The organism is Maridesulfovibrio spiralis (SeqCode) (genome assembly GCF_048571135.1).
GTDB lineage: Bacteria > Desulfobacterota > Desulfovibrionia > Desulfovibrionales > Desulfovibrionaceae > Maridesulfovibrio > Maridesulfovibrio spiralis.
The window spans coordinates 2,017,487-2,038,700 of sequence record NZ_CP182344.1; the positions used below are offsets into that span (position 1 = coordinate 2,017,487).

21 protein-coding genes are annotated in these 21,214 nt (G+C 49.8%); 6 read left to right on the top strand and 15 right to left on the bottom strand.

Annotated features, from left to right (window positions below; all coding sequences use genetic code 11):
* Positions 1–226: 226 nt before the first annotated feature.
* The 15 genes from ACNI29_RS09030 to ACNI29_RS09100 form a co-directional block, all read right to left on the bottom strand.
* A complete protein-coding gene (locus ACNI29_RS09030; protein WP_419781878.1) occupies positions 227–1,639 on the bottom strand; it encodes a DUF3131 domain-containing protein in 1,413 nt (470 codons plus the stop codon).
* Positions 1,636–3,138: a DUF3131 domain-containing protein gene (locus tag ACNI29_RS09035; protein WP_419781879.1), complete on the bottom strand. Its 1,503-nt coding sequence runs from the start codon at positions 3,136–3,138 to the stop codon at positions 1,636–1,638. The genes ACNI29_RS09030 and ACNI29_RS09035 overlap by 4 nt, the downstream gene beginning before the upstream one ends.
* A 7-nt stretch (positions 3,139–3,145) precedes the next feature.
* Positions 3,146–4,186, bottom strand: a complete 1,041-nt coding sequence (locus tag ACNI29_RS09040) for a hypothetical protein (protein WP_419781880.1) — start codon at positions 4,184–4,186, stop codon at positions 3,146–3,148.
* Positions 4,187–4,192: 6 nt separating this feature from the next.
* Entirely contained in the window at positions 4,193–5,548 is a 1,356-nt protein-coding gene (locus ACNI29_RS09045) for a DUF3131 domain-containing protein (RefSeq protein WP_419781881.1), read from the bottom strand.
* Positions 5,545–7,356, bottom strand: coding sequence for a glycosyltransferase (locus ACNI29_RS09050; protein ID WP_419781882.1), 1,812 nt, complete (start codon positions 7,354–7,356; stop codon positions 5,545–5,547). The genes ACNI29_RS09045 and ACNI29_RS09050 overlap by 4 nt, the downstream gene beginning before the upstream one ends.
* A gap of 163 nt (positions 7,357–7,519) precedes the next feature.
* Positions 7,520–7,855: an STAS domain-containing protein gene (locus tag ACNI29_RS09055; protein WP_419781883.1), complete on the bottom strand. Its 336-nt coding sequence runs from the start codon at positions 7,853–7,855 to the stop codon at positions 7,520–7,522.
* Between the two features lie 14 nt (positions 7,856–7,869).
* Positions 7,870–8,616, bottom strand: coding sequence for a dolichyl-phosphate beta-glucosyltransferase (locus ACNI29_RS09060; protein WP_419781884.1), 747 nt, complete (start codon positions 8,614–8,616; stop codon positions 7,870–7,872).
* Between the two features lie 8 nt (positions 8,617–8,624).
* The gene (locus ACNI29_RS09065; RefSeq protein WP_419781885.1) at positions 8,625–8,981 is read right to left on the bottom strand and encodes a DMT family transporter; all 357 of its coding nucleotides are present in this window, start codon (positions 8,979–8,981) and stop codon (positions 8,625–8,627) included.
* A gap of 3 nt (positions 8,982–8,984) precedes the next feature.
* Positions 8,985–9,335 carry an EamA family transporter gene (locus tag ACNI29_RS09070; protein ID WP_419781886.1) on the bottom strand — a complete coding sequence of 117 codons (351 nt, stop codon included), beginning with the start codon at positions 9,333–9,335 and terminating at the stop codon, positions 8,985–8,987.
* Entirely contained in the window at positions 9,336–9,758 is a 423-nt protein-coding gene (locus ACNI29_RS09075; protein WP_419781887.1) for an ATP-binding protein, read from the bottom strand.
* Entirely contained in the window at positions 9,755–10,726 is a 972-nt protein-coding gene (locus tag ACNI29_RS09080) for a metallophosphoesterase (RefSeq protein WP_419781888.1), read from the bottom strand. Before ACNI29_RS09080 ends, ACNI29_RS09075 begins: the two co-directional genes overlap by 4 nt.
* Positions 10,723–11,874, bottom strand: a complete 1,152-nt coding sequence (locus ACNI29_RS09085; RefSeq protein ID WP_419781889.1) for a SpoIIE family protein phosphatase — start codon at positions 11,872–11,874, stop codon at positions 10,723–10,725. The genes ACNI29_RS09080 and ACNI29_RS09085 overlap by 4 nt, the downstream gene beginning before the upstream one ends.
* Positions 11,875–12,045: 171 nt before the next feature.
* Complete coding sequence (locus tag ACNI29_RS09090; protein WP_419781890.1) at positions 12,046–14,496, bottom strand: PAS domain S-box protein; 2,451 nt, start codon at positions 14,494–14,496, stop codon at positions 12,046–12,048.
* Positions 14,497–14,507: 11 nt separating this feature from the next.
* Positions 14,508–14,855 (bottom strand): PAS domain S-box protein, encoded by a 348-nt coding sequence (locus tag ACNI29_RS09095; protein ID WP_419781891.1) that lies wholly within the window; start codon positions 14,853–14,855, stop codon positions 14,508–14,510.
* A 126-nt stretch (positions 14,856–14,981) separates the two neighbouring features.
* A complete protein-coding gene (locus ACNI29_RS09100) occupies positions 14,982–15,215 on the bottom strand; it encodes a hypothetical protein (RefSeq protein ID WP_419781892.1) in 234 nt (77 codons plus the stop codon).
* Positions 15,216–15,924: 709 nt separating this feature from the next.
* Here ACNI29_RS09100 and ACNI29_RS09105 point away from each other — a divergent pair.
* The 6 genes from ACNI29_RS09105 to ACNI29_RS09130 all read left to right on the top strand — a co-directional run bounded on the left by ACNI29_RS09105 (position 15,925) and on the right by ACNI29_RS09130 (position 21,179).
* Complete coding sequence (locus tag ACNI29_RS09105) at positions 15,925–17,478, top strand: BCCT family transporter (RefSeq protein ID WP_419781893.1); 1,554 nt, start codon at positions 15,925–15,927, stop codon at positions 17,476–17,478.
* Between the two features lie 112 nt (positions 17,479–17,590).
* Positions 17,591–19,471 carry an alkaline phosphatase family protein gene (locus tag ACNI29_RS09110; RefSeq protein WP_419781894.1) on the top strand — a complete coding sequence of 627 codons (1,881 nt, stop codon included), beginning with the start codon at positions 17,591–17,593 and terminating at the stop codon, positions 19,469–19,471.
* Between the two features lie 220 nt (positions 19,472–19,691).
* Entirely contained in the window at positions 19,692–19,973 is a 282-nt protein-coding gene (locus ACNI29_RS09115; protein WP_419781895.1) for a DsrH/TusB family sulfur metabolism protein, read from the top strand.
* A gap of 12 nt (positions 19,974–19,985) precedes the next feature.
* Positions 19,986–20,384 (top strand): DsrE family protein, encoded by a 399-nt coding sequence (locus ACNI29_RS09120; protein ID WP_419781896.1) that lies wholly within the window; start codon positions 19,986–19,988, stop codon positions 20,382–20,384.
* A gap of 10 nt (positions 20,385–20,394) precedes the next feature.
* Positions 20,395–20,727 (top strand): DsrH/TusB family sulfur metabolism protein, encoded by a 333-nt coding sequence (locus tag ACNI29_RS09125; RefSeq protein ID WP_419781897.1) that lies wholly within the window; start codon positions 20,395–20,397, stop codon positions 20,725–20,727.
* 20 nt (positions 20,728–20,747) lie between these two features.
* The gene (locus ACNI29_RS09130) at positions 20,748–21,179 is read left to right on the top strand and encodes an OsmC family protein (protein WP_419781898.1); all 432 of its coding nucleotides are present in this window, start codon (positions 20,748–20,750) and stop codon (positions 21,177–21,179) included.
* The last annotated feature ends 35 nt before the right edge of the window (positions 21,180–21,214 follow it).

Here is a 21,214-nt window from a genome sequence, read left to right on the forward strand (position 1 = left end):
GATCTGCGACGCATTAATTTGATGCGCTATCGCGCTCTTAAATAATCGCATTTCGCCTCCGGCGGCCAAAGGAGCTAAGCCCCTTTGGAATCCCTATTAGTTTAATTAAAAATGTTACTGTTCATTTCCTTAATAAAACCGGCGAAGCCCTAGTAAAAGGTTTTGGGATTCTTAAACCCTTTTGCAAAAGGGTTTAAGGCTCCCGGCAGGGCCGCCGGAGGCCACCCTAAGGATCATACTTATGAATCGTAATATACGGCTGGTACTTCCAAGGCGGCAGGGCCTTGGAAGGCAGCGAATTGTTTTCAAAAAATTTGTCCCAGAAGCTTTTTTTGTTGCTGTATTTTAGCAGTTTACCCTGCGCCTTGTAGAGCAGGATTTCCATGATGACTCCGTTACCGTTCATGGTGATTGCCCGGTTGATTTTTCCGGTCTTTTCATAACGGCCCACGTAGAAGCCTTTGCCCGGCTCAAACATGGTGGAAGCTACTTCTGCCAACAGGTCGGTGTAATCGGACTTGAAGAGAACCCACAGCCCGAGCGCCGCTTTGGTGTTCAGGCAGGCAAGTTCCGGCATGGCCTTACCTTCGTGACTCAGGGTCGCATAAGGTCTGCCGTGCCCGAGAATAGTGTCGTATACAAAGTACGGGGCCTGATCCACGGCATCCTCTGTTTTAGCGGTCAGAATCCCGGTATTCAGGAAACGGCCTTCCTGTGCTTTGTATACTGCCCACGCGAATTTGGCCTGCATGGGATCAGTGTGGCGGTACACGTTTGTGTTGCGGTTTTCCGGCAGATCCCAGTTATGCTCAATGCCGTCGAGTACGAAGTTCTCGGTAACAACGAAGTTGGGCGCGTGTTCGTTTTCCGGGTCACGGGCATCGAAGGGTATGGGAACACCGTAGACTGTGACGGTTGAGTATGGATGGATTGCGGAAGCGGCGGAGGTGTCTGCTCCCCAGAGCTGAAATCCACGGGCGGCATATTCCTCGTATCCCAGCCGTCCCTCGGCGTAGTGGATGAGGTTGTTCTCATCTCGCTGGTAATAACTGGCACCGAACATGGTCCCAGTGCGGTCCAGAAGTTTTGTCCAGTTCCAACGCATGAGCGAGCGGTCGATCTGCTCGGCATATTCAGGATGCCGTTCCTTGATGATGCGCAGCCAGATCAGCAGACGCCCTAAGTCTAGGGCGGACCATCCGAGAGCACCGGGCTGGTTGGACCAATCGACCATGGCTCCATTGTCCGCGCTATAAAACTGGTTGGGCAGGTCGCCCCGGAAAAGTTCCATGACATTCAGCCATGAAATGATCTTGCGTATGCGCGAATCGAATTCCTTATCATCTATCAGGCCCAGCTCATTGGCTGAAAGGATCGCTGCCATGTGTGCGGAAAGGTCCCACATGGTGAAAGGGGAGTAATTCGGCTGTGCTCCGGCCAGTCCGGTGGCGGGGTTGACGTTGTTCTGAAAGTAGCTCCATGCTGTTCTGGCCCAGCCCATTTCCCGTTCAGTCAGCGGACCCTGACGCGGGATCTGACGCGTTGCCGGTTTGATTCCCGCCGCGTTAAGCACAGGCGCACCGAGCAGAGTAAAGATAACGCATAGGAATAGTATCTGTTTTAGTGCCTTTGCGATCATGGCTGCGGCTCCGCTTTTCTGGTGTCCAGCATGGGCTGGAGCTGGTGCTGGTATTTTGCGGGAGGCAGTCCTTGTTTTTCGAATGACTTGTCTTGCAGGGTCAATTCCCAGTAGCCGGGTTGCTGATTATCTTTGAACAGCGGTCCCGAAAGGAAAAAGGCTATGGATTCAAGGATAATGGCGTTGTCATTCAAGGAAATTGCTTTGTTGGTCGTTCCTCCTTCTTCATAAAATCCGGCATACCATCCGCCGTACTGGTCAAAGAGGGTCTCGACACTGTCCATGAGCATGTCTGTGTAGTCACTTTCAAACATGGTCCAGAGCTGAAAAGAGGCACTCGTGGAAATACAGGCCTGCTTGGGCTGCGGGCTGCCGGCTTTGTCCATGGTTGCAAACGGATCACCGAGTGCGAAAATTGAATCGATTACGAAATAGGGCGGACGGTCAAGGTTGTGTCCCGTGCGTGCGGTCAGTTTACCCTGAATCGTGTACCGTGACTTTTGAACTTCATAGATAGCGCGGGACAATTGTCGGGTTTTATGGTCGACATTCCAATCATTCAGTGCGCCCGTTGGTTCGGGTATTTTCCAGTCAAACACCATGCCGTCCAAGAACGGAGTACCGGTGGTCACTGCTCCGGGTTGAAACGGTACACCATACGGACGGGGGATGACCGGCTGGGCAGCATAGCGGTTGTCAAAAGGCAGCAGGATTTTGTTAATGGTGATCAGCGAGGTCTTGGTAGACTGCATTGAAGCATCAATGTTGAATCCCCAGAGCCCGAAACCTTTGGCTGCGTATTGCAATTCCCCGAAACGCCCTTCGCGGTAGGAATGAAGCTTGCCGTCACGGTAATAGGAGCCGTAAAGCAGACCGTCGGCATCGATGATTTTACGGAAATTCCAGCGCATAACCGCACGGTCGATGGCGGCGGCGTGGGTGGGGAATTCATTGCGCACGATGCGTAGCCAGATTAGCAAGCGACCGATATCAAGGGCCGAGTGTCCGTCTTCGCCGGGTTGGTTGGCACCATTCATGGATTGTCCGGTCCGGGCATTGTAAAATGTGTTCGGCAGTCCCAGAGAATTCAGTTTAATCTTGTTCAGCCATGTGACCAGTTTGGTCATGCGCTCGTGGAATTCGATATCTTCCAGCACCCCGACCCGTTTGGCGCAGGTTAGTGCAGCAAAATACCCGGCCACGTTGTTCATGGTCAGGGTGTCGCTGCCTACAGCTCCTTGCGGCAAACCTGTTTCTGGGAACACCGTGCGGGTAAAGAAATGCCATGCGTGTCGTGCCATTTCATGCTGTTTTTCCGGTAACAGCATGGTCTGGTTTCCGGTGGTGTAAGGTTCTATCGGTGCTCGGCGCGGGTCAATTGTTGATGTTGCCGGACGGTAGGCAAAAGCATCATTTTTGCCGCTAAGCATGGAAAGTTTGCAGCTGCAGCAAAAGAGCAGCATTATAAGTATAAAAGCAAATTTGGTAATATTTCTCATCCTCAACTCACCATTCCATATATCGTGGTCCCCACGGGGGCCTTGTTTTGCTTGGTTTATCCCTTCTTCTTCCGTTATCCCTGCCGGTTAGAAATTCCCAGATGGCTTGAAGGTCGAGGTTGTAGCCGACGAAGACCGAGCCATCCAGAAAGTCTCCGTCTTTATCCTGATCTCCCCATGGAAAGCCGTTGGGTGCATAGCTGGAAAAAGCCAGAATGAAGCCGCCCGGTGACCAGTCATAATAGCCGAATCCGTAAGTGAAATCCGGGTCCCCGGAAGTTGTCTGGTACGAATCCGGGTACAGGTTGCCTTGCGCCCAGGCGCTTATGTTACCCCAGATGGGCACTGAAAATCCCAGTCCGAACCATTGTTTCCACCACTCGCCCTGCCGGTATTCCGGGGTCAGGTTGTAGGATGCCCAGCCGAGTATCCGGGCTTCATCATCCGGGTGCAGTGCCCGGACGATTCCTTCAGGAACCTCGAATCTGTAGGTTGTGGTGATGGTTCCGTGGTTCAGTTCGGTGAAATCTTCCCCCTCTTTTGGCGAGAGCCTGTTTCCGCCATAGTTGGAATATTCAATGGACAACGTGTCCGGAGCGTAGTTCGCCACCCCGAAGCTGTAGCTGAAATCCGGCTCGTACCCCTGCTGGTAATTGGGGTCCGCGTATTCGTAGAAAGTCCACCTGCCGTAGTAGGGCGAGAGGCCGTTGAACCCGATGGTCTGGGTAAAGGACTGCTTGGTGATTTCCTTGGGGGAGTTACCGTCTTTGTTGGACTGTTTCACACTTCTGATGGAAGTTGTGTAGCCCACGTTGACCGAAACCTCCCTTGCCAGAATTTCTCCGAACGAGCTTTTTCCGTTGAATTTTTCCGTATCAATTTTGAAAGAACGTTCCAGCAAATCCCAGAAACTCCAGTCCTTTTCATCTGCATTGTACAGCCTTTTCAGGCCCGGTTCGGGGATGTCATCCATATAAAGGTCGGATGCGTGGCAGGGGGTGCTTAAAAAAAGCACCCATAAAATCATCCACAAACAACCTTTGGACATCGGTGTTTAAAGCCCTCCCTTGCCCTGAATACGCAGGAATGGGCCGAATTTTTTATAGTACAGGGTTTCAAGGATAATCCCGTTGGTATTGCAGGTGTTAACCGCATTGACCCGTCCGTCATCCTCATAAATCCCGGCGTAGAAGCCGTTATCCTCAGTTGTTAAAGTTGAAACTTTATCCACAAGTTTTTGCGTATATTCGGTTTCATACAGCGAGTGCCAGCCCAACGCCCCTTTGGTGGATAGGGTCCGCCAGTCAGGAGACTGCATGCCTTCGGAGGTGATACAGGCCCATTTTTTACCTTCACCGTAGACTGTGTTGTAGACAAAGTAAGGGTCTTCGTTCAGTGCAGTCTCGGTTACGGCTGTCAGTATACCTTCATTGTCATACCGTTTTTCCTGCGCAAGGTAGATGCGGTAGGCGAATTCTCTGGAATAGTGGTCAAATCCAAATTCAATGCCGTCCAGAATATATGGTTCACTGAGCGCATAGGTATGCGCTCCGAATTGCGCGGAAGTTCTTACATCCACCGGTACTTCGACCCCTTCGATTTCGACCAGTCCGGTATGGTCCAGATAGTTGTAGGCATCGCTGATATCAAAACCCAGCAGTGCAAAGGATTTGGAAACATATTCTTCATACCCGAGGCGTCCTTCCTGGTTGAGCTGTTCTGATCCGTTTTTATAAGTAACCCCGTAAAGCACACCGTTTTTAAACATGCGGGTGTAATTCCAGCGTGAGATAATTTTGCGAACCCGCGGGGTGTATTCGCTGTACTCATAAAGAATGACATTCAAAGGAACGAAGAGCCTTCCTATATCGATGGCACTCCATCCGGTTCCGGTGTCAGATGGTTTGTTCTGGTAGTCGGTCATGGACAGGGACTTGGTGTCGTAAGCCTTGTTGGGCAGTTCCCCGTTATAGAGCGGGATACGTTCCAAGGCATCAAGAGCTTTTTCCAAGCGGGAATGAAATTCTCTGTCATCGATTATTTCCAGACGGTGGACCGAAATAAGCCCCAGCAGATAAGACGCCGTGTCCCAAAGAGTGGTGAAATGGAATCCGGCTACAGAATCAGCTAGTCCGGTATTTTTATTATAGTTGGTTTCAAAGTATTTCCATGCCGTGCGGGCCATTGCTATTTCTTCTGCGGAAAGATCGCGCATGGGCGGTTTGGGGGTATCGTCGCTGAATTCCATTGCCAGCACAGCCCGTCCGTTTTCGTCTGGGTCAATGACGGCTCTTTTTTCCTGCAGGTGACTCAGGTCGGTCAGGAAAAAGATAATGAATCCGGTGGTTATCAACCCCAGAATTACCGCAATCTGACTGCGCATTTCTAATATCTGTTGTTTGAGACTCATAGCAACCTACTCTCGTCAGTTTTCCATGTGGCGGCACGGACAATCACCATCAGCGAGGACATGTTCAGGCAGGACCAGAAGGTGGCGATGATGAAACCCATCAGGTCGTATTCATAGCCAAGTGCCATGCGGCCCAGATACCAGATGATTCCGGCTACATTCAGCGCGATCATAAGCAGTTGCGGCCTGACCAGATCCAGTCTTGCCTGATCGGAACTTGTTTTGGGTGTGACTTTGAATTTAATGGTTTTACCTTTCATGACCGTCCAGATGGCTTTGATGTTTAATGGAAAGAATGCCACGTAATACTGGACGTTTCTGAGAGTGTTTACTCCCCATGTCCCCAGCATGAACGTAATCTGGCTGATCAGCTGGAAGGAGAGGATGTGGATAAAAAAATCAAGGTCGAAACCCTTTACCGGAACCAGTCCGGTGAAATAAAAAATGGGCGGGGTGATCAGGAATACGATCATCCAGAAGGCCGCGAAATATGAAAAAGTGGAAGCGAAATACATCAGTCGTTGTCCAAGAGCCAGGCCGGGCAATGTCACCGGGTTATCCCGGCGCAACAGATCCAGTGTTCCGCCCGCGTACTTGAAATTCTGGGTCAGGTAGGCTTCAAGGTCCTGCGGGGAAAGCATCTTGGAAAGCACTTCGGCATGGTGGATGGATTTCCATTTCCGGCTGCGGTCCGCGTGCAGGAGCATGGAAGTGTAGATGTCCTCGGACACGTGGTATTTGTATGGTGTTACCTCGGTATCGGTCATGAAACCGCGGGCAGCCCCAAGACGGACAGCTTCGGCAAGTTCCGGGTCTTCCATGTCTTTGCTGGCTTCGCGGGCATGGTTTTCCATTTCATCGACGTAGCGCAGCAAAGCCCCCCTCTGAACAGCTTCCCGGCGGTGCAATGATCCGGCTCCGCAGCAGAATGATGCATTGTAGAACATGCGTCTGCGCTGGATGCAGTCGTAGAACATTCGTGGATCACTGCCGAAAATATCCTTGCCGACGTGAATCTTGCCGATGATACGTTCTATGAGGTTTCCGATTTTACCTGCCTTTGATCCGAGTATCCGTTTGAAAAGGGATTCAAGGCTTTCTCCCTCCGGCAGATCGTAAAACCATTGCGGGGTTTGGACCCATGCCACATCCGGGTTGCGGAAATAGCCCATGGTCCGTTCCAGAAATTCCGGGAAGGGGCGGGTGTCGGCATCAAGAATGATAATGATGTCACCTTGGGTGATTTCCATGGCGTTACGCAGGTTACCTGCCTTAAATCCACGGTTATCCGTACGGGTGATGTAGTTGACTCCTTCCTCCAGGGCCACGGCGTGCATTTCTTCCCGTTTGCCGTCGTCCAGCACATGGATCTTTATATCCACGGGATGCGGATAGCTCACGGCTTTGGTGTCGCGGATGGAGTAGCGCACAAGTTCCGGGTCTTCCGTGTAGGTCGGCAGAAAAATGTCGATGCTGATTTTCCGGTCTTCGGGTGGCATTTCATTTTCAGCCATAATGTCGCTGATCATGGCCGGCGGCGGTTTGACCGTTTCGTCTTTATGAGACCACAGGTTTACTATGAACAGGGTTGTGCTCAAAAACGCAAGGGTCTCTGCAAGGGCCAGAGGGATGGAAAACCAGAGAGCTTCCGTGTTCAATGAATAGAACCAGCGCCAGTGAAAATACCAGACACCCATCGCAATATTGATGGTTGCCAGATACTGGTATAGAAACTGCCGTCCAGCCGAGAAAGGAACCGGGCGGTACGGTTTTCTGTGTTCATATTCGGAGAAATAGAATTGTTTCAACGGATGCCTCCGGCAGCCTCGCGGGGCGCCCTGCCGGGAGCCTCTCCGAGGTCCAGAGAACTCTTTGGACAGGGTGCTCTGGACTCTCCTAAACTTTTTATCGAGCTTGGCTTCTGTGACATAAAAAGTCCCATGCTTGATGCGAAAGGCTTATTCGAAAAGCCTAGTAGCCTTCCAACGCGTCCTTCTCGCAGGGGAAAGTTGCCAGAACCTTGTTCAAGCGGGTTAAGCGCAGCAGTTCTTCAACTTGTTCGGCAATGTCGCAAAGTTTGATGTCGCCTTTTACGCCCACCTGACGCAGAGCGGAGATGATTGCGCCGAGTCCGGAACTGTCTATGAAATCAACTTTTTCCAGATTAAGCAGCAGGCGCAGGTTGCCCTCTTCTATCAGCTTTAGCAGGGTGTTTTTGAAATCAACTGCGGTGCTGGCGTCAAGGCGGTGTGTCTTCGGCCTGACGATGCAAATTTCATTTATAGTTTCAATATCAACTTTCAGCATGGGTTTTCCTCCTTTTACATATCTTTGTGAAGCATTCGGATACGCATAACATCCATAAACATTCGGATGGAATCGCGAAGCGGGTCCACTTTGGAACCCTCGGCATGTTCCCATTTAACAGGAACTTCTTCGATGCAGTGTCCCAGCTTGCGGGCCAGAAAGAGTTGCTCCACATCAAAACTGAATCCGTATAGTTTTTGTTTGTCCGCGATTTCGTGAGCCACTTCGTTGCGGAATGCCTTGAATCCGCATTGAGTGTCTTTGATTCCACGCACCGCGAAAAGGCTGACCACCGAGTTGAAAACAAAGCTCATCAGGTCACGGTAAAATGGTTTCTTTTCCACCTCGGAATCGGGCATCCGTCTTGAGCCGATGGCAATGTCGCATCCTGCTTCAAGGACCGGCAGCAGCTTGTTTACTTCCCCGATGGGTGTGGAGAGATCGGCATCAGAGAAGAGTACGAATTTACCTTTTGCCCGTAGCATACCGCGGGCAACGGAAAAACCTTTGCCCACATTTTTTACATTTTCCATAATGGCGCTTACGTTTTGTTCTTTCATCTCCTGATTGTAGATGTCCACGGTCTTGACCACTTCGGTGGTCCAGTCCCGGCTGCCGTCATCAACGATAATGATTTCACTTCTGTACGGCTGCGCATCCAGGAATTCTTTGACCGTATACAGTGTGTCGGCAATGCGTTCCTGCTCATTGTAAGCAGGAATTACCACTGAGAGGTAATATTCGAAATTTTCATCAACCATGGGAATCCTCATTTTTTAGCCGTGAGTATTACTCCAACCGAAATTACCAGTATTCCGGCCCAACGTGTAGCTGAAATCTGGTCCCCGAACATCCACCATGAACCAAGGGCCACCAAGACGTATCCGGAACTGAGCAGAGGATAGGCATAGCTGAGGTCCAGACGGCTGAGAACTGCCACCCAGATAACCATTGCCATACCGTATGCGGCCAGTCCTCCGAAAACCCATGGCTGAAATACAATTGCAAAGGCGGTCATGATGGACGGCTCTCCCAGCGGGCCTAGGGCCATCATACCTTTCTTCATGAAAAGTTGTCCCAAAACACCGAGAATTACTGAGCAGGCTACAAGCAGATATGACTTCATGGTCTAGCTCCTTGAGATCAGGACAATGCCCAGTATGATGGTTGCGATACCGATGTAGCGGTGCATGGGGATTTCTTCTTTAAAGAAATATTTAGAGGTGACGGTGACCAGCACATAACCCAGACTCATCATGGGGTAGGCAAGGCTCAGCTCCATGCGTGAGAGGACCATGAGCCATAGGAATGCTCCCAGACCGAGGGCACCGATTCCCAGCATGATGTGGATGTTTGCTGCTGCGGCAATTATGGATTTTCCTGTTTCCATCTCGTCCTTGATGCGCATAGCTCCGAGTTTCTGGAAAATCTGGCCCAGTGTGGTCATGGTTACAGAGAGAACAACAAGCAGATATTCCATTTATTTTTCTCCTTGAGGTGCAAGTTCTTTTTCCATGGTCAGAACATTGCAGTCCGGCCTGCGTTCATATCTTACCTCATTCATCACCTGTTTGATCAGGAACAGTCCGTAGCCTCCTTCCTGAGGGATATCGAGATCAGGAGATTGTATCAGTTCGAAATCAAATCCCGGCCCATAGTCCTCCACTTCGATAATCAGTTTTTGTTTATCTGAAATTAAGCGCAGGACGACGCTTGAGTTTTCCGTAGGGCTTGTGTGGCGGATTGCGTTGGAGACTGCTTCGGAAACTGCAAGATCAACCTCCTGCCCTGTTTTTTCATCCATGGACAGGACGGAGCGGCACTCTCGAACCATATTTGCGCTGATCGACAGATTTTTTAAGTCTGCACTGAATCTTCGGTTCATGAAAAGGTGTTGCTTCATGACTGGGGCCTTGTTTTGTGCAGTGTATGGATAGTGATCTCGGGTCTGCAGTTGAACCGGGCCTGCACGCCGGAACATCCGGCCCCGCGAGAAGTGTATCCGTTCATTTGTTTGTAGTTCCATTTCCCGCTGGTCATTTGGCGGGGACAGACGGCATGGGTGATAAGCGGAATTCCTCCGGGCAGGCAGATCTGACCGCCGTGGGTGTGCCCGCAAAGATAGATATCAACCGCGAGTTCTGCTGCCTGTTTATATATCTCCGGTGTGTGGCTGAGCAGCAGCGTCGTGATGTTCTTCTGTCTGGAGCGAAAGGCCCGCTTTAAGTCATGGGTTCCGTAAAAGTGGGGGTCGTCAACTCCGGCAATGAATAGTTCCGCTCCATTGTGTTTGAGGATTTGCCCTTCGTTGAGCAGCATGCGGACCCCGCTTTCTTCAAGGTCCGGGACCTGTTCAAGAAAGTCATGATTGCCCAGAATGCCGTAGATGCCGTACCTTGCGCATATTTTGGTGACCAGCCGGGACATTCCTATGGCAGAAGGTTTGTGGTTGTGGTGGGTCAGCAGCCGAAAATCTCCGGTCAGTACACAGATATCGCATCGCAAGGGGGCAACAAGGGAGAAAAGGGTCTCTCCTCCGTCGATGAAGCCGTCGATATGGATGTCACTCAGGTGCAGTATCCTGAATCCATCAAGCTCTTGCGGGAGTCCTGGAACACTGACATCATTTTTGATTGTTTGAAAATCAAGACTGTTGCGTCTTCCGCGTTCACGCATTCGGCTGATGCGAAGGGAGCAGTCCACGAAATTTACAAAAGTATCCAGATTCTCGAGATGTATTCTACCGAATCCTTTACCGAACCACGATGCTGCATGCTCAACCTGCATCCGCAACCGTTGCGAGACAGCTTTTTCTCCCATGCGCCGTGCAAGCGCGGAGAATATGTCATATGGCAGGGGACACCTGTTCATGATTGCGTCCCGGTAAATTCTAGGCAGCAGAGGGTTACATCATCCTGTAGGGGACGGTGTCCGCCGAATTCCAGCATTTCTTTGTAGATGCACTCAAGCAGGCTGTCAGATCCTTTTGATGAATTATTAAGAATGCAGGATTCCAGCCGTGGGGCGCCGAACTGTTCTCCGCTCGGGGATTCATATTCGGAAAGGCCGTCGGTATAACAGAGAAGGCGGTCACCGACGGCGAAGGGGACTGTTTCCTGCTCAAAGGGAATACCGACGTTTAATCCGATAACGGTTCCACCTTTCTCAAGAAGTTCTGTCTGCCCGTTCTCACGTAGCAGCAGTGGCGGAAGATGTCCGGCGCTGCTGTAAGTCAATGTTTGCTCTTTTTTGTTCAGCAGCCCATAGAACATGGTGAAATGCTTGTTCATCCGTTCTATAGGAAAGTCCGCTTCCAGTTGCCTGAGCATATCAGAGGGTGAGATGATGGTATCCTGTCTGCCCGTGAAATGGTCAGAGCGGGAGAGCAGCCGGGAGACAGAAATTGCGGCAAGGGCAGCGGACACACCGTGACCGCTGATGTCCATGAGGTAAAAGGCGCTGTGATCTTCATCCAGCTGCACAAGGTTGAACATGTCCCCGCCGACATAGTCGCTGGGCTTGAACAGCCAGTGCAGGCATATTTCCCCCAGATTACAAGCTTTCGAAGGCAGGAAGCTGTGTTGGATGAATGCTGCAGCGGCCAGGTCTTCTTGAATAATGCGCGCTTTTTCCCTGTTGTCGGTGATGAGTTTGTGCTGTTCCAGTCCGGCATTTATCACACTGCTGATGGTTTCACGTTCGGCGGGCTTCATCAGAAAGCGGAAAACATGCCCTTGATTCAGGGCTGTTACTGCAGCCTGAATATCCGCATGTCCGGTCAGGATAATGCCGATTGTATCGCTATTTATTTTCTCTATTTCGTTAAGCAGCTCCAGTCCGTTCATTCCCGGCATTTTAAGGTCGGAAACAACAACAGGATACGGTCCGTTTTCCTTAAAAAGCTGCAAACCTTTTTCAGGGAGATCGGCAGTATCAATTTTAAATTCCTTTCGAAGCAGGCTGCGAAAGGAAGTGAGAATGTTCGGATCGTCGTCTACAAAGAGAATTTTCGGCTTCATCAGCACAAACCTCAACACACCTGTATAATTTAAGCTTTGGTGTGATATTAATACAAATCAGAGTAAAAGGTCTATTAAATAAATGGTTTTTTAGGTTTAAAGAGATACCTGTAAAGTGGTTGTCGGTCAGTATTTGAGTTGTATAGCCATAGAATACAGTGTGTTGTCCTGTTATTTGATAGGCAGTCGGATAGTGAACGTTGTCCCTTCCCCCGGGAAGGATTCCAGCTCTATGGCTCCGCCATGTTTGCTGACCACGATGTCGTGTGCAATGGCCAACCCCTGTCCACTTCCTTCCCCGACTTGTTTTGTGGTGAAAAAGGGTTCGAAAATCTTGTCTTTTATTGAGTCAGGAATACCTGTGCCGTCATCTGAAATATTAATGAAAACGTCATCGTAGCTCCAATATGTGGAGATGGCTATTTTGCCCTTTCCGCCTGTTTCATCATATTTGTATTTGATGGCATGGGCAGCGTTTACGATCATGTTTAATAAGACCTGATTGATGCTGCCTTGAAAACAGTTCACCAGCGGAAGTGTCTCCAGCTGCATGTCCAGATCCGCATGGTATTTCCATTCATTGCGGGAAACTGTGACAGTGTTGGCAATCAGTTTATTTATGTCTGCCGGTTGTTTTTCCTCTTGCCCGGGATGCGCAAAGTTTTTCATTGCATGTACGATTCCGGCTACACGCTGGATTCCGTTTTGCGCTCGGTTACATGAATTGGGTATTTCTTCTATGAGGAAATCGAGCTCTTCCTCTTCGGCTAATTCATCCCTTTGTTTCAGCAGTTGCGGGAAGAGACCTGCCGAGCGGCATTCTGCGAGAATGCGGTTGTCCAGCTTATGGACTTTCATGAAATCGGCAAAACCGTCTTTCTGGAAGTGGACCGAGTTACCCACATACTGGATAGGAGTATTGATTTCGTGGGCGATGCCTGAAGCGAGTCTGCCTATGGATTCGAGTTTACGGGCCATTTCTAGTTTGCGTTCAAGGTTTTTGCGGTCACTGATATCGAAAAGAATAACCGCAAGATGGGGACGTTCTTTGATGGTGATGGGCAGCACATGGCGGGTAACCGAAACGGGGTGGCCGTCCCTGCCGATAATCATGGTTTCTTTTGGTGAGTCCGCCTCGTATCCCTTGGGGCATATCTCATGCAGATATTGTCCTTGTTTGGAAAAGGTTCTGTCGCAGTTCCGGCCCAGCATTTTTCCTCTATTTATGCCGAACATTTCTTCTGCAATAGTATTTGTTTCAGCTATTATCCGTTTTTCAACGTCGATAATGAGAAAGGCTGCCGAGATTCCGTCGAGCAGTGAACGAAGAAGTTCTTGATTCTGACGGGTCTCCATCTCGGCCCTTTTGCGTTCAGCCACTTCCTTGGTTAGTTCCTCGGTTCTTCTGGTCAGGGCTGCGGTCCTTTCATCAACGAGCTGTTCGAGTTGCTCGTTGAGCATCTGTAATTGCCTTTCCTGCTCCTTGCGCTCGGAAATATCGCGAACGATGGCCGTGAACATGACCGCATCAGGAGTACGGATTTCATTTATGGAGAGGTCTATGGGGAAGCGGGTTCCGTCACTGCGGACTGCTTCAATTTCACGGCCTATCCCGATAACTTTGGGGACACCTGTTTTTAAGTATCTTCTAATGAAGCTGTCATGGTTCGGTCTGAATTCCGGCGGCACAAGAATCCGGACATTCTGCCCTACAAGTGTTCCGCTCCCGTATCCGAATATTTTTTCCGCAGCCGGGTTTACCGAGAGAATGTCTCCTTTTGAATCAGCTGTGACAATGGCATCGATTACACCGTTGAAAAGTGCTGAGAGTTTGGCTTCCCGGTCTTCCAGAGATTTTTGGGCCAATTTTTTATCAGTGATGTCACTTTTGATGGCAATGAAGTTGCTGATTCTACCTTCTGCGTCCGGGACCGGGGTAATGCTTTGCTTTTCGTAATATATTTTTCCGTTTTTACGTTTGTTTATGAGTTCGCCAGTCCATGGTTTGCCGGAAAGTATTGTTGACCATAGTTTTTTATAGAAAGCAGGGGATTGTCTGCCTGATTTTAGAACTTTAAGAGTCTTTCCGTATACTTCGTTGAAAGTATAGCCGGTCATGGAGGTAAAGGATTTATTGATCCAGTGCACGCGTCCCAGATTATCCAGAATGACAATGGCATCGGCAGCAGCAGAGAGGGCGGCCCCTTGAATACGGTATTCGGCCAGTTCTTTTTCCCGTGAAGAATCGCGGGCAATGATGATTGTGGTCGGCGGGCCGTCCACGGTCTCAAGGTATTGCACTTTGACCATGAAAGGTTTTCCGGACGGTCCGAAGGTATAATTACCTTGTTGAGAAGATTTGTTGCGGAGGGCAACGGAAAGCGGGTGGGCTTCAGCCGGAAGCTCCTGTCCGCGCTGGCTGAGCGGGAAGATGGAGGAGACTTCCTTGGTCATGATAAAAATACGTTTCAGGTCGATCAGTCTGGCAAAGCTGTCATTACACCATTTGGCTCTACCTTCGTGATCTGTCCAGAGAATGGCTTCATCAATGGAACTTAGTACTGCTTCCAGCCTTCCTATGACCGATCGTAACTCTGCAATAAGCTGGGTTTTACCTTTCATGGCGGAAGCCCTTAACTGCGCGCGGTAATGGAGGCGGCAAAACGCTTGTTACCGTTTATTTCCCCACTTAAAATGTAGTGGTTGGCAATACTGACTGTTCCATCTCCGTGCACTATTTCCAAGTCCAGATGCTGGCCCAGAAGAGAGGCTTTGCCGGTTGAAATATAGGCTGAAAAACCTAGCTGGTGTGCGTCTCGAAGTGCGGACGGAATGATGGCTGTGAGCGATTTTCCGATCAGGTCATCTGGTTGCCATCCGAAAGCGTCACTAAAGGCTTGGTTGATTTTAAGGATGATTCCGTTGATGTCGGCTGCAATAACCGGTTTATCTTCTGTCGCGATCAGTTCTTCGAAATTCATAGCGGGGAGCCTACCTACGGTATGGGTTTTATAATTCCGTTAACCATGCCACAGGAGAGGGAATTATGACAAGACCCGCAAAGCAGAATGCGCGAGTTATTAATTATGGGTTTACGGGAGAGTCTCTCAGGACCGCAAAGCATCGATAGGGCTGAGTGCCGCTGCCAGCCGGTCCGGATAGAAGCCGAAGAATATTCCGACGGCAGCGCAAGCACCTACCCCGATGAATCTTGCAGCTTCAGAGATAAAAAACTTCCAGCTGGCAAAATGGCGGATGATGGCTGTTACCGAAACCTCCGCCTGAAAGCTGTACGGAGCAGATGTCGGTTCCCATTTCTTTGAACTGGCGGCCTCATTCATGGAAAGAAGGATTGTGCCATTTTGAACTTTTACCCCTATGTCATTGACTGCATGGGCAAATGTCGGAATGAAGCACAGGCAAATTGTTAATCGTGTCAGAATTGTTTGTTTTAGAAAGGGGCGTTTGTTGGTCTGGTTAATTGGAGCAAATGGTATAGAAATGTAATTATTGGGGGCGCATGCCAGGAAGAATACAAACTAACTCAGTATTAATATGTTTTTTCGTAAAGGTGGATAGTGTATGATCTCTGTGCCTCTCTTGTCGATTGGACTATGTTCTTTTTTGCTTTTACAAAGGGGAAAAAGCGACCGTTAAAGTATGGATTTATCGGGTTTGCTTCGAGTGGTGACAATTTTTGTTTTGTGGCGACACGTTTGTCGCTGGGCTGTTCCGGCCTTATGGTTTGGGGGGATTCTCTCTAATAAGCGGATTTTGCGACACTATAGTCGCATGCACGGGGGAATGTATGTTCAAGTCATTGAGCCAACTTTCACAAGGCCGGCGCAGCTTTTGACGATTCTTTACGTTTTGGCCCACTTATTGCTCAAGTGAGACCCAATGCGGCTGCAGACGCATAAGAATGGATCCATGCCTTAAAGGGGTGACTGCCGTTTGGTGGTAGTTGCGAATAGCACAATCAACCTATGCTCTTTAATCGAAAGTTAGAAATATAAGAGTTGCAAGCGTACTTACTTAAAGGGAGGAAGTATGGCTACAAGTGGTAAAGGCGAAGGGGCGGACCTTCGACCGGATTTAAAGATTTTAGTCCCGGCAACTTTGGTGCTTTTCGGTATCATCGCATGCTCAATTTTGTTTACTGAAGCCAGTGAAAAATTTCTCAAGGCTGCATATTCTGTATTCACTCATAACACCGGCACTCTCTACCTCTGGGTAACCGTAGGTATGATGATTCTGTGCGCTTTTTTCATGTTCTCCAGCTACGGCAACATCAAGTTCGGAGATGAAGATGAAAAGCCTGAATTCAATAACTTTTCATGGATTGCAATGATGTTCTGCTCCGGTGTTGCCGGTGCGGTTATGTTCTGGTCCATTGTTGAACCTCTGTTCAACCTTGCTTATCCCCCCAAGTTTGCAGAACCCCTGAGCAGGGAGTCTTTCGAGTGGGCTATGTCATATGTTCTGCTGCACTGGGGACCTGTAACCTGGCCGTGGTACATGGTTACTGCACTGCCCATCTGCTACATGTTCTACAAGCGTAAAAAGCCTGTTCTTCGTATCAGTGCCGCTGCAGAGCCTATTCTCGGTAAAAAAGTCAACGGCGGCATCGGCAAGGGAATCGAGATTTTCTTCATCATCGGTCTCATGTTCTCCAATGCCGCGGTTATGGGCGTTTCGGTACCCATCGTTAACCATGCGCTGGCCAAGACTCTCGGTATTGAGCCCAGCTTTACCATGGAAATGATCATCCTTGCTGTCAGTGCTGTGATTTTTACTGCCAGTGTATCAATGGGGCTTAAGAAAGGTATTAAAATCCTTTCCGACACCAACGTTGTTATTGCCCTGTCTATGGTATTCTTCTGCCTCGTGGCTGGTCCTACTGTATTCATTGTAGATAACTTCACTAACTCTTTCGGTAATATGGTTGGTAATTTCTGGTCCATGATCTTCTGGACCGATCCTTATACCGACGGAACTTTCCCGCAGGACTGGACAATTTTTTACGCACTGTGGATGGCTTCCTACGGTCCTTTCATGGGCCTGTTCATTGCACGTATCTCCCGTGGCCGTACTGTGAGAAACGTAGTCGGCATGGGTCTGGCTGGCGGTATTGCCGGTTCATACATGATCCACGCGGTCTTCGGCGGTTACACCATGTGGGCCCAGCTCAACGGTGTTGTTGACGCTGTGGGTGTGCTCAAGGCCAGCGGCGGCCCCGCTGCTCTGGTTGCGGTACTCAGCACCCTGCCCGCAGGATCTATGGTCCTCATCGGTTACTGTGTCTTCTCAACCATCTTTCTGGCTACAAGTGTTGACTCCTGTGCATACGTTATCTCTTGCGCAGCAACCACCAGATTGGCTCCTGGATACGAACCCACCCGTGGTCACCGTTTTTACTGGGCTGCTGTTCAGGCTGGTCTGGCTCTTGCGGCAATCACCATGGGAGGTCTTGGACCGGTAAAAATCTTTGCCAACTTTGCCGGGGCACTCATGCTTATCCCCATAGGATTTGCTGTAGCGTCATGGTTCAAGATGGTCAAAGAAGACAACGCACTGATGATGTGCTGCACACCAAAAAAATAAACAACCTCGCGTAGCAAAGGAAAGGGCCTCCGGGCCTTACAGGTAACCCTCCGGGGGTCTTTCCTTGCGCAAGGATAAAATTATAAGTAGTTGAAATAAAAGGAGATTTAAAATGGCAGAACAAGCTAAAAGAGTAGCATTACTCGGATTTGACTGCGCTATTCCCAAGAGACTGGAAGCTCTTATCGAAGAAGGCGCACTGCCCAACTTTAAAAAGTTCAAGGCTGAAGGGTCTTACATGACTGAAGGGTACAACATGCCCACAGTTACCCCTCCGTCCTGGGCTACTATCTGCACCGGCGCATTTCCCCGCACCCATGGCGTAGAGGACTACTACTATTACAATGAAGGTGAGTCCCTGCACTTCTCCAAATGCGTTCAGGCTTTCGGTTCCGATATGCTCACCGCCCAGACCATCTGGGATGCTTGGGACAAGGCCGGCAAAAAGTCTCTCGTTGTCAACTACCCTACCTCCTGGCCTTCCAAAATGGAAAACGGCATCATGGTTCAGGGTGAAGGCCTCTCCGCTGCCGAACACCGCTGGCAGATCGAAGGTTATGAGCACAAAGAATGGCTTTGCGCTGAGTCCTGTGTAGCTACTGACTTCTACCCCATCGGTGTTCAGGCTCGTTTCGAAGAAGCTGAAGGCTGGAAAAACATTCCCGAAGAAGTAGAAGATCAGGAACCCCTCGAAATGGTCATCCCCATGGAATTCGGCCATGCAATGGACCCCCTCAAGCCTCAGACATGGTACGGCCTGACCTGGGAATCTGATGATGACGGTTACGACATCTTCGCTCTCTGCCCCGAAAAAGATTTTTCCAAAGCTTTCTTCACCATCAAACTGCGCGAGTGGTCCGATGTTGTTGAAGCTCATTTCCCCATCGAATCCGATGGCCGCATTGAACCCGGTTACTTCCGCTGCAAGCTGATGGAACTTTCCGACGACGCTGAAGATTTCAAACTCTATATCTCCGGCATCAACGGCACCAAAGGTTACTGCGCTCCTGCTGATGCTCTGCAGAACGTTGACTTCACCAAAAACATCGTTGCTAACGACATGGGTTTTGTTGGTCATGCTAACGGCATTATCGACGATGAAACCATCATTGAACTTGCTCAGTTCCACTCCGAGTGGCTGACCGAAGTTTTGACCACCCTGATGAAGGATAATCCGGATTGGGATCTGGTCTACATGCACACACACCTCATCGACTGGTTCTATCATGGCTTCCTTGATCAGATGGACAGCGATGACGAAGCAGTTCGTGAACACGCAATGAATCTTGAGCGTGCAATCTACCAGATCGAAGACAAATTCCTCGGCATCATGATGGACATCATGCCAGCAGATGCCCTGACCTGTCTGATCTCCGACCACGGTGCAACCCCCATCGGACCGATCCTCAACACTGCTGAAGCTCTGAAGCAGGCCGGCCTCACCGCTTATGAAGCTCGTGAAGGCGACGGTAACTTCTTTGATGAGTCCGAAGGCTTCAACTACGAACTCATCCCTGAAAAATCCAAGGCTGTTCCCCAGCGCTACATGTTCGTCTACGTCAACCTCAAGTCCAAGTACCCCGGTGGTATCGTTGAGGACGAAGATTACGAAAAAGTACGTAACGAAATCATCGACGCACTCTACGACTACAAACACCCCGAAACCGGTGAGCGTCCGGTAATGTGCGCAATCCCCAAAGAAGATGCAAAAGTCTTCGGTATGGGCGGCGAGCAGGCCGGTGACGTTGTTTACGTTCTCAAGCCTGAATACATGGCTGAGCACGGTTACGGTTTCCCCACCGGAGAGTCCGGATGCGGTTCCTTGAAGAACGTCATGATGTGGCGTGGTCCCGGCGTTAAGCAGGGCTTTGTATACGACCGTCCCCGTTGGCTGGCTGACGTTGTACCTACTTTCTGCCACGCAACCGGCAACCCGGTTCCCGCAGATACCGAAGGTGCAATCTGCTACCAGATCTTCGAAGACGATAAGTAATAGTCTTTGACCCTCCAAGGTCAATTCACACCTGATTCCGCTTAAGCGGTGCGGCTTTTCCGTTCAGCCCCCTGATTGGAATAGGCCGCACCGCAGGCGGGGCCTGGAGTCAACGCAATTTCGACTCATTCGGTCCGGCCCGTAAACAGGGTGGGGCAATGTTAGACAACAGCCCGCATCTCCAGTGAGGGGGAGGTGGGAAAGAGATGGAGAAAGCATAATGCTCTTTTTCGTAAACAAACCGGAAGAAAAAATTCTTGAGCGCATCGCCATGGTTGGTGGTGATGAAGACAAGGCTCTGCTTCTGGTAGGTGATGCCGTGGTGCTCGGTAGTGAGTACTGGGAAGAGAAGCTTGAAGGGATGGATGTGGAAGATATCTACGTTGCTAAAGACGCAGTGGATGCCCGCAACATTGAACTCAGCGACAACTGCGAAGTGGTGGATTACCCAGAAATGGTCGACCTGCTGCTCGGTAGCGATGAAAAAGTCGTATCGCTTTAAGGAGAATTTGAGATGTCCAAAACCATGACCATCATGCTTATGTCCGGTTCCGCAGAGAACGAGGATTCGCAGTTCGCTACCAGGCTTGCTGAGGCCGCACTTGATAAAGGCCACAAAGTTCAGATGTATCTTTTCGGTAATGCCGTAAATATTTCCAAGCAGGAAGTGGCCATCGAAGGTGACCTGCATATTGCTTCCAGACTGGTGGAGCATATTGAACCTACCAAGAATTTTGAACGTGTGGCCCGTCTGATCGAAAAAGGTGCAGATATTTCCACCTGCCATACCAATGAACATGCCCGTGGCATTGAATCCAAGGAATACGTTGAGGGCGTTAAATGGGGCGATGTCGGCGGCTCTTTCACCAAATATCTCATGACTTCGGACGTAATGCTGTCCATCGGTCACTAAGGAGAAGATAATGATTAACTCCGCATGCCTGATCGTATCCAAACCCCTTGGTGTGGAACTCTCCGCTCTCGGACTCCGCACTGCTTGGGCCTGTCACCAGAACGGCTTTGAATGCAAGCTGGTTTTCGCTGAAGAAGGCGTCTGGTGTCTGACTGAAAATCCCGGTTACCACACTTCCATGATCAACGATTTCATAGGTGAAGACGGCGAAGTCGTTTGCGTCCGTGAAGATCTCGAAAAGCGCGGCATTGACGAAGATTCGCTGGTGGATGGCGTTGAAGTCATCGATGCCGGTGAAGTGGCCGAGATGTGTGAAGATTTCGAAACTGTAAACTATTTCTAAAAGAATTTGAGGGAAGGAATATGTCCAGAGTAGAATTCGAACGTCTTGATGAAAATCGTGACCTCTTCAAAGTAGGTGCCAAAGCTGTTCCTGAAATCATCATGGATTTCTCCAGCATCACCCCCGAAGAACGCAATCAGGAGAGCATGGGCTCCCGTATTCTCTGTGTTGCTGCTCTTGCCTGCTACACCAATACTTTCGTTAACGCTCTTGAGCGCAATGGGGCGGTTGTGAAGTCCATGACCGGTTCCGCTGAAGCAACTAAGGACAAAGACGAAGTAATGCGTACACGTTACACCGAGTTGGAAATTAATGTTGAAGTCGGTCTGGAAGAAAAAGACCGCGAAATTTTTGAAAGAGTAAAAGATAACATGCTCAACGGTTCCCTGCTGACCTACTCGCTCGAGGAAGGCATGGAAGTGGACTACAACCTGTCCATGGTTGCAGTTTAATAAAATAAATCACTCAGAATAATCAGGGATTCCAA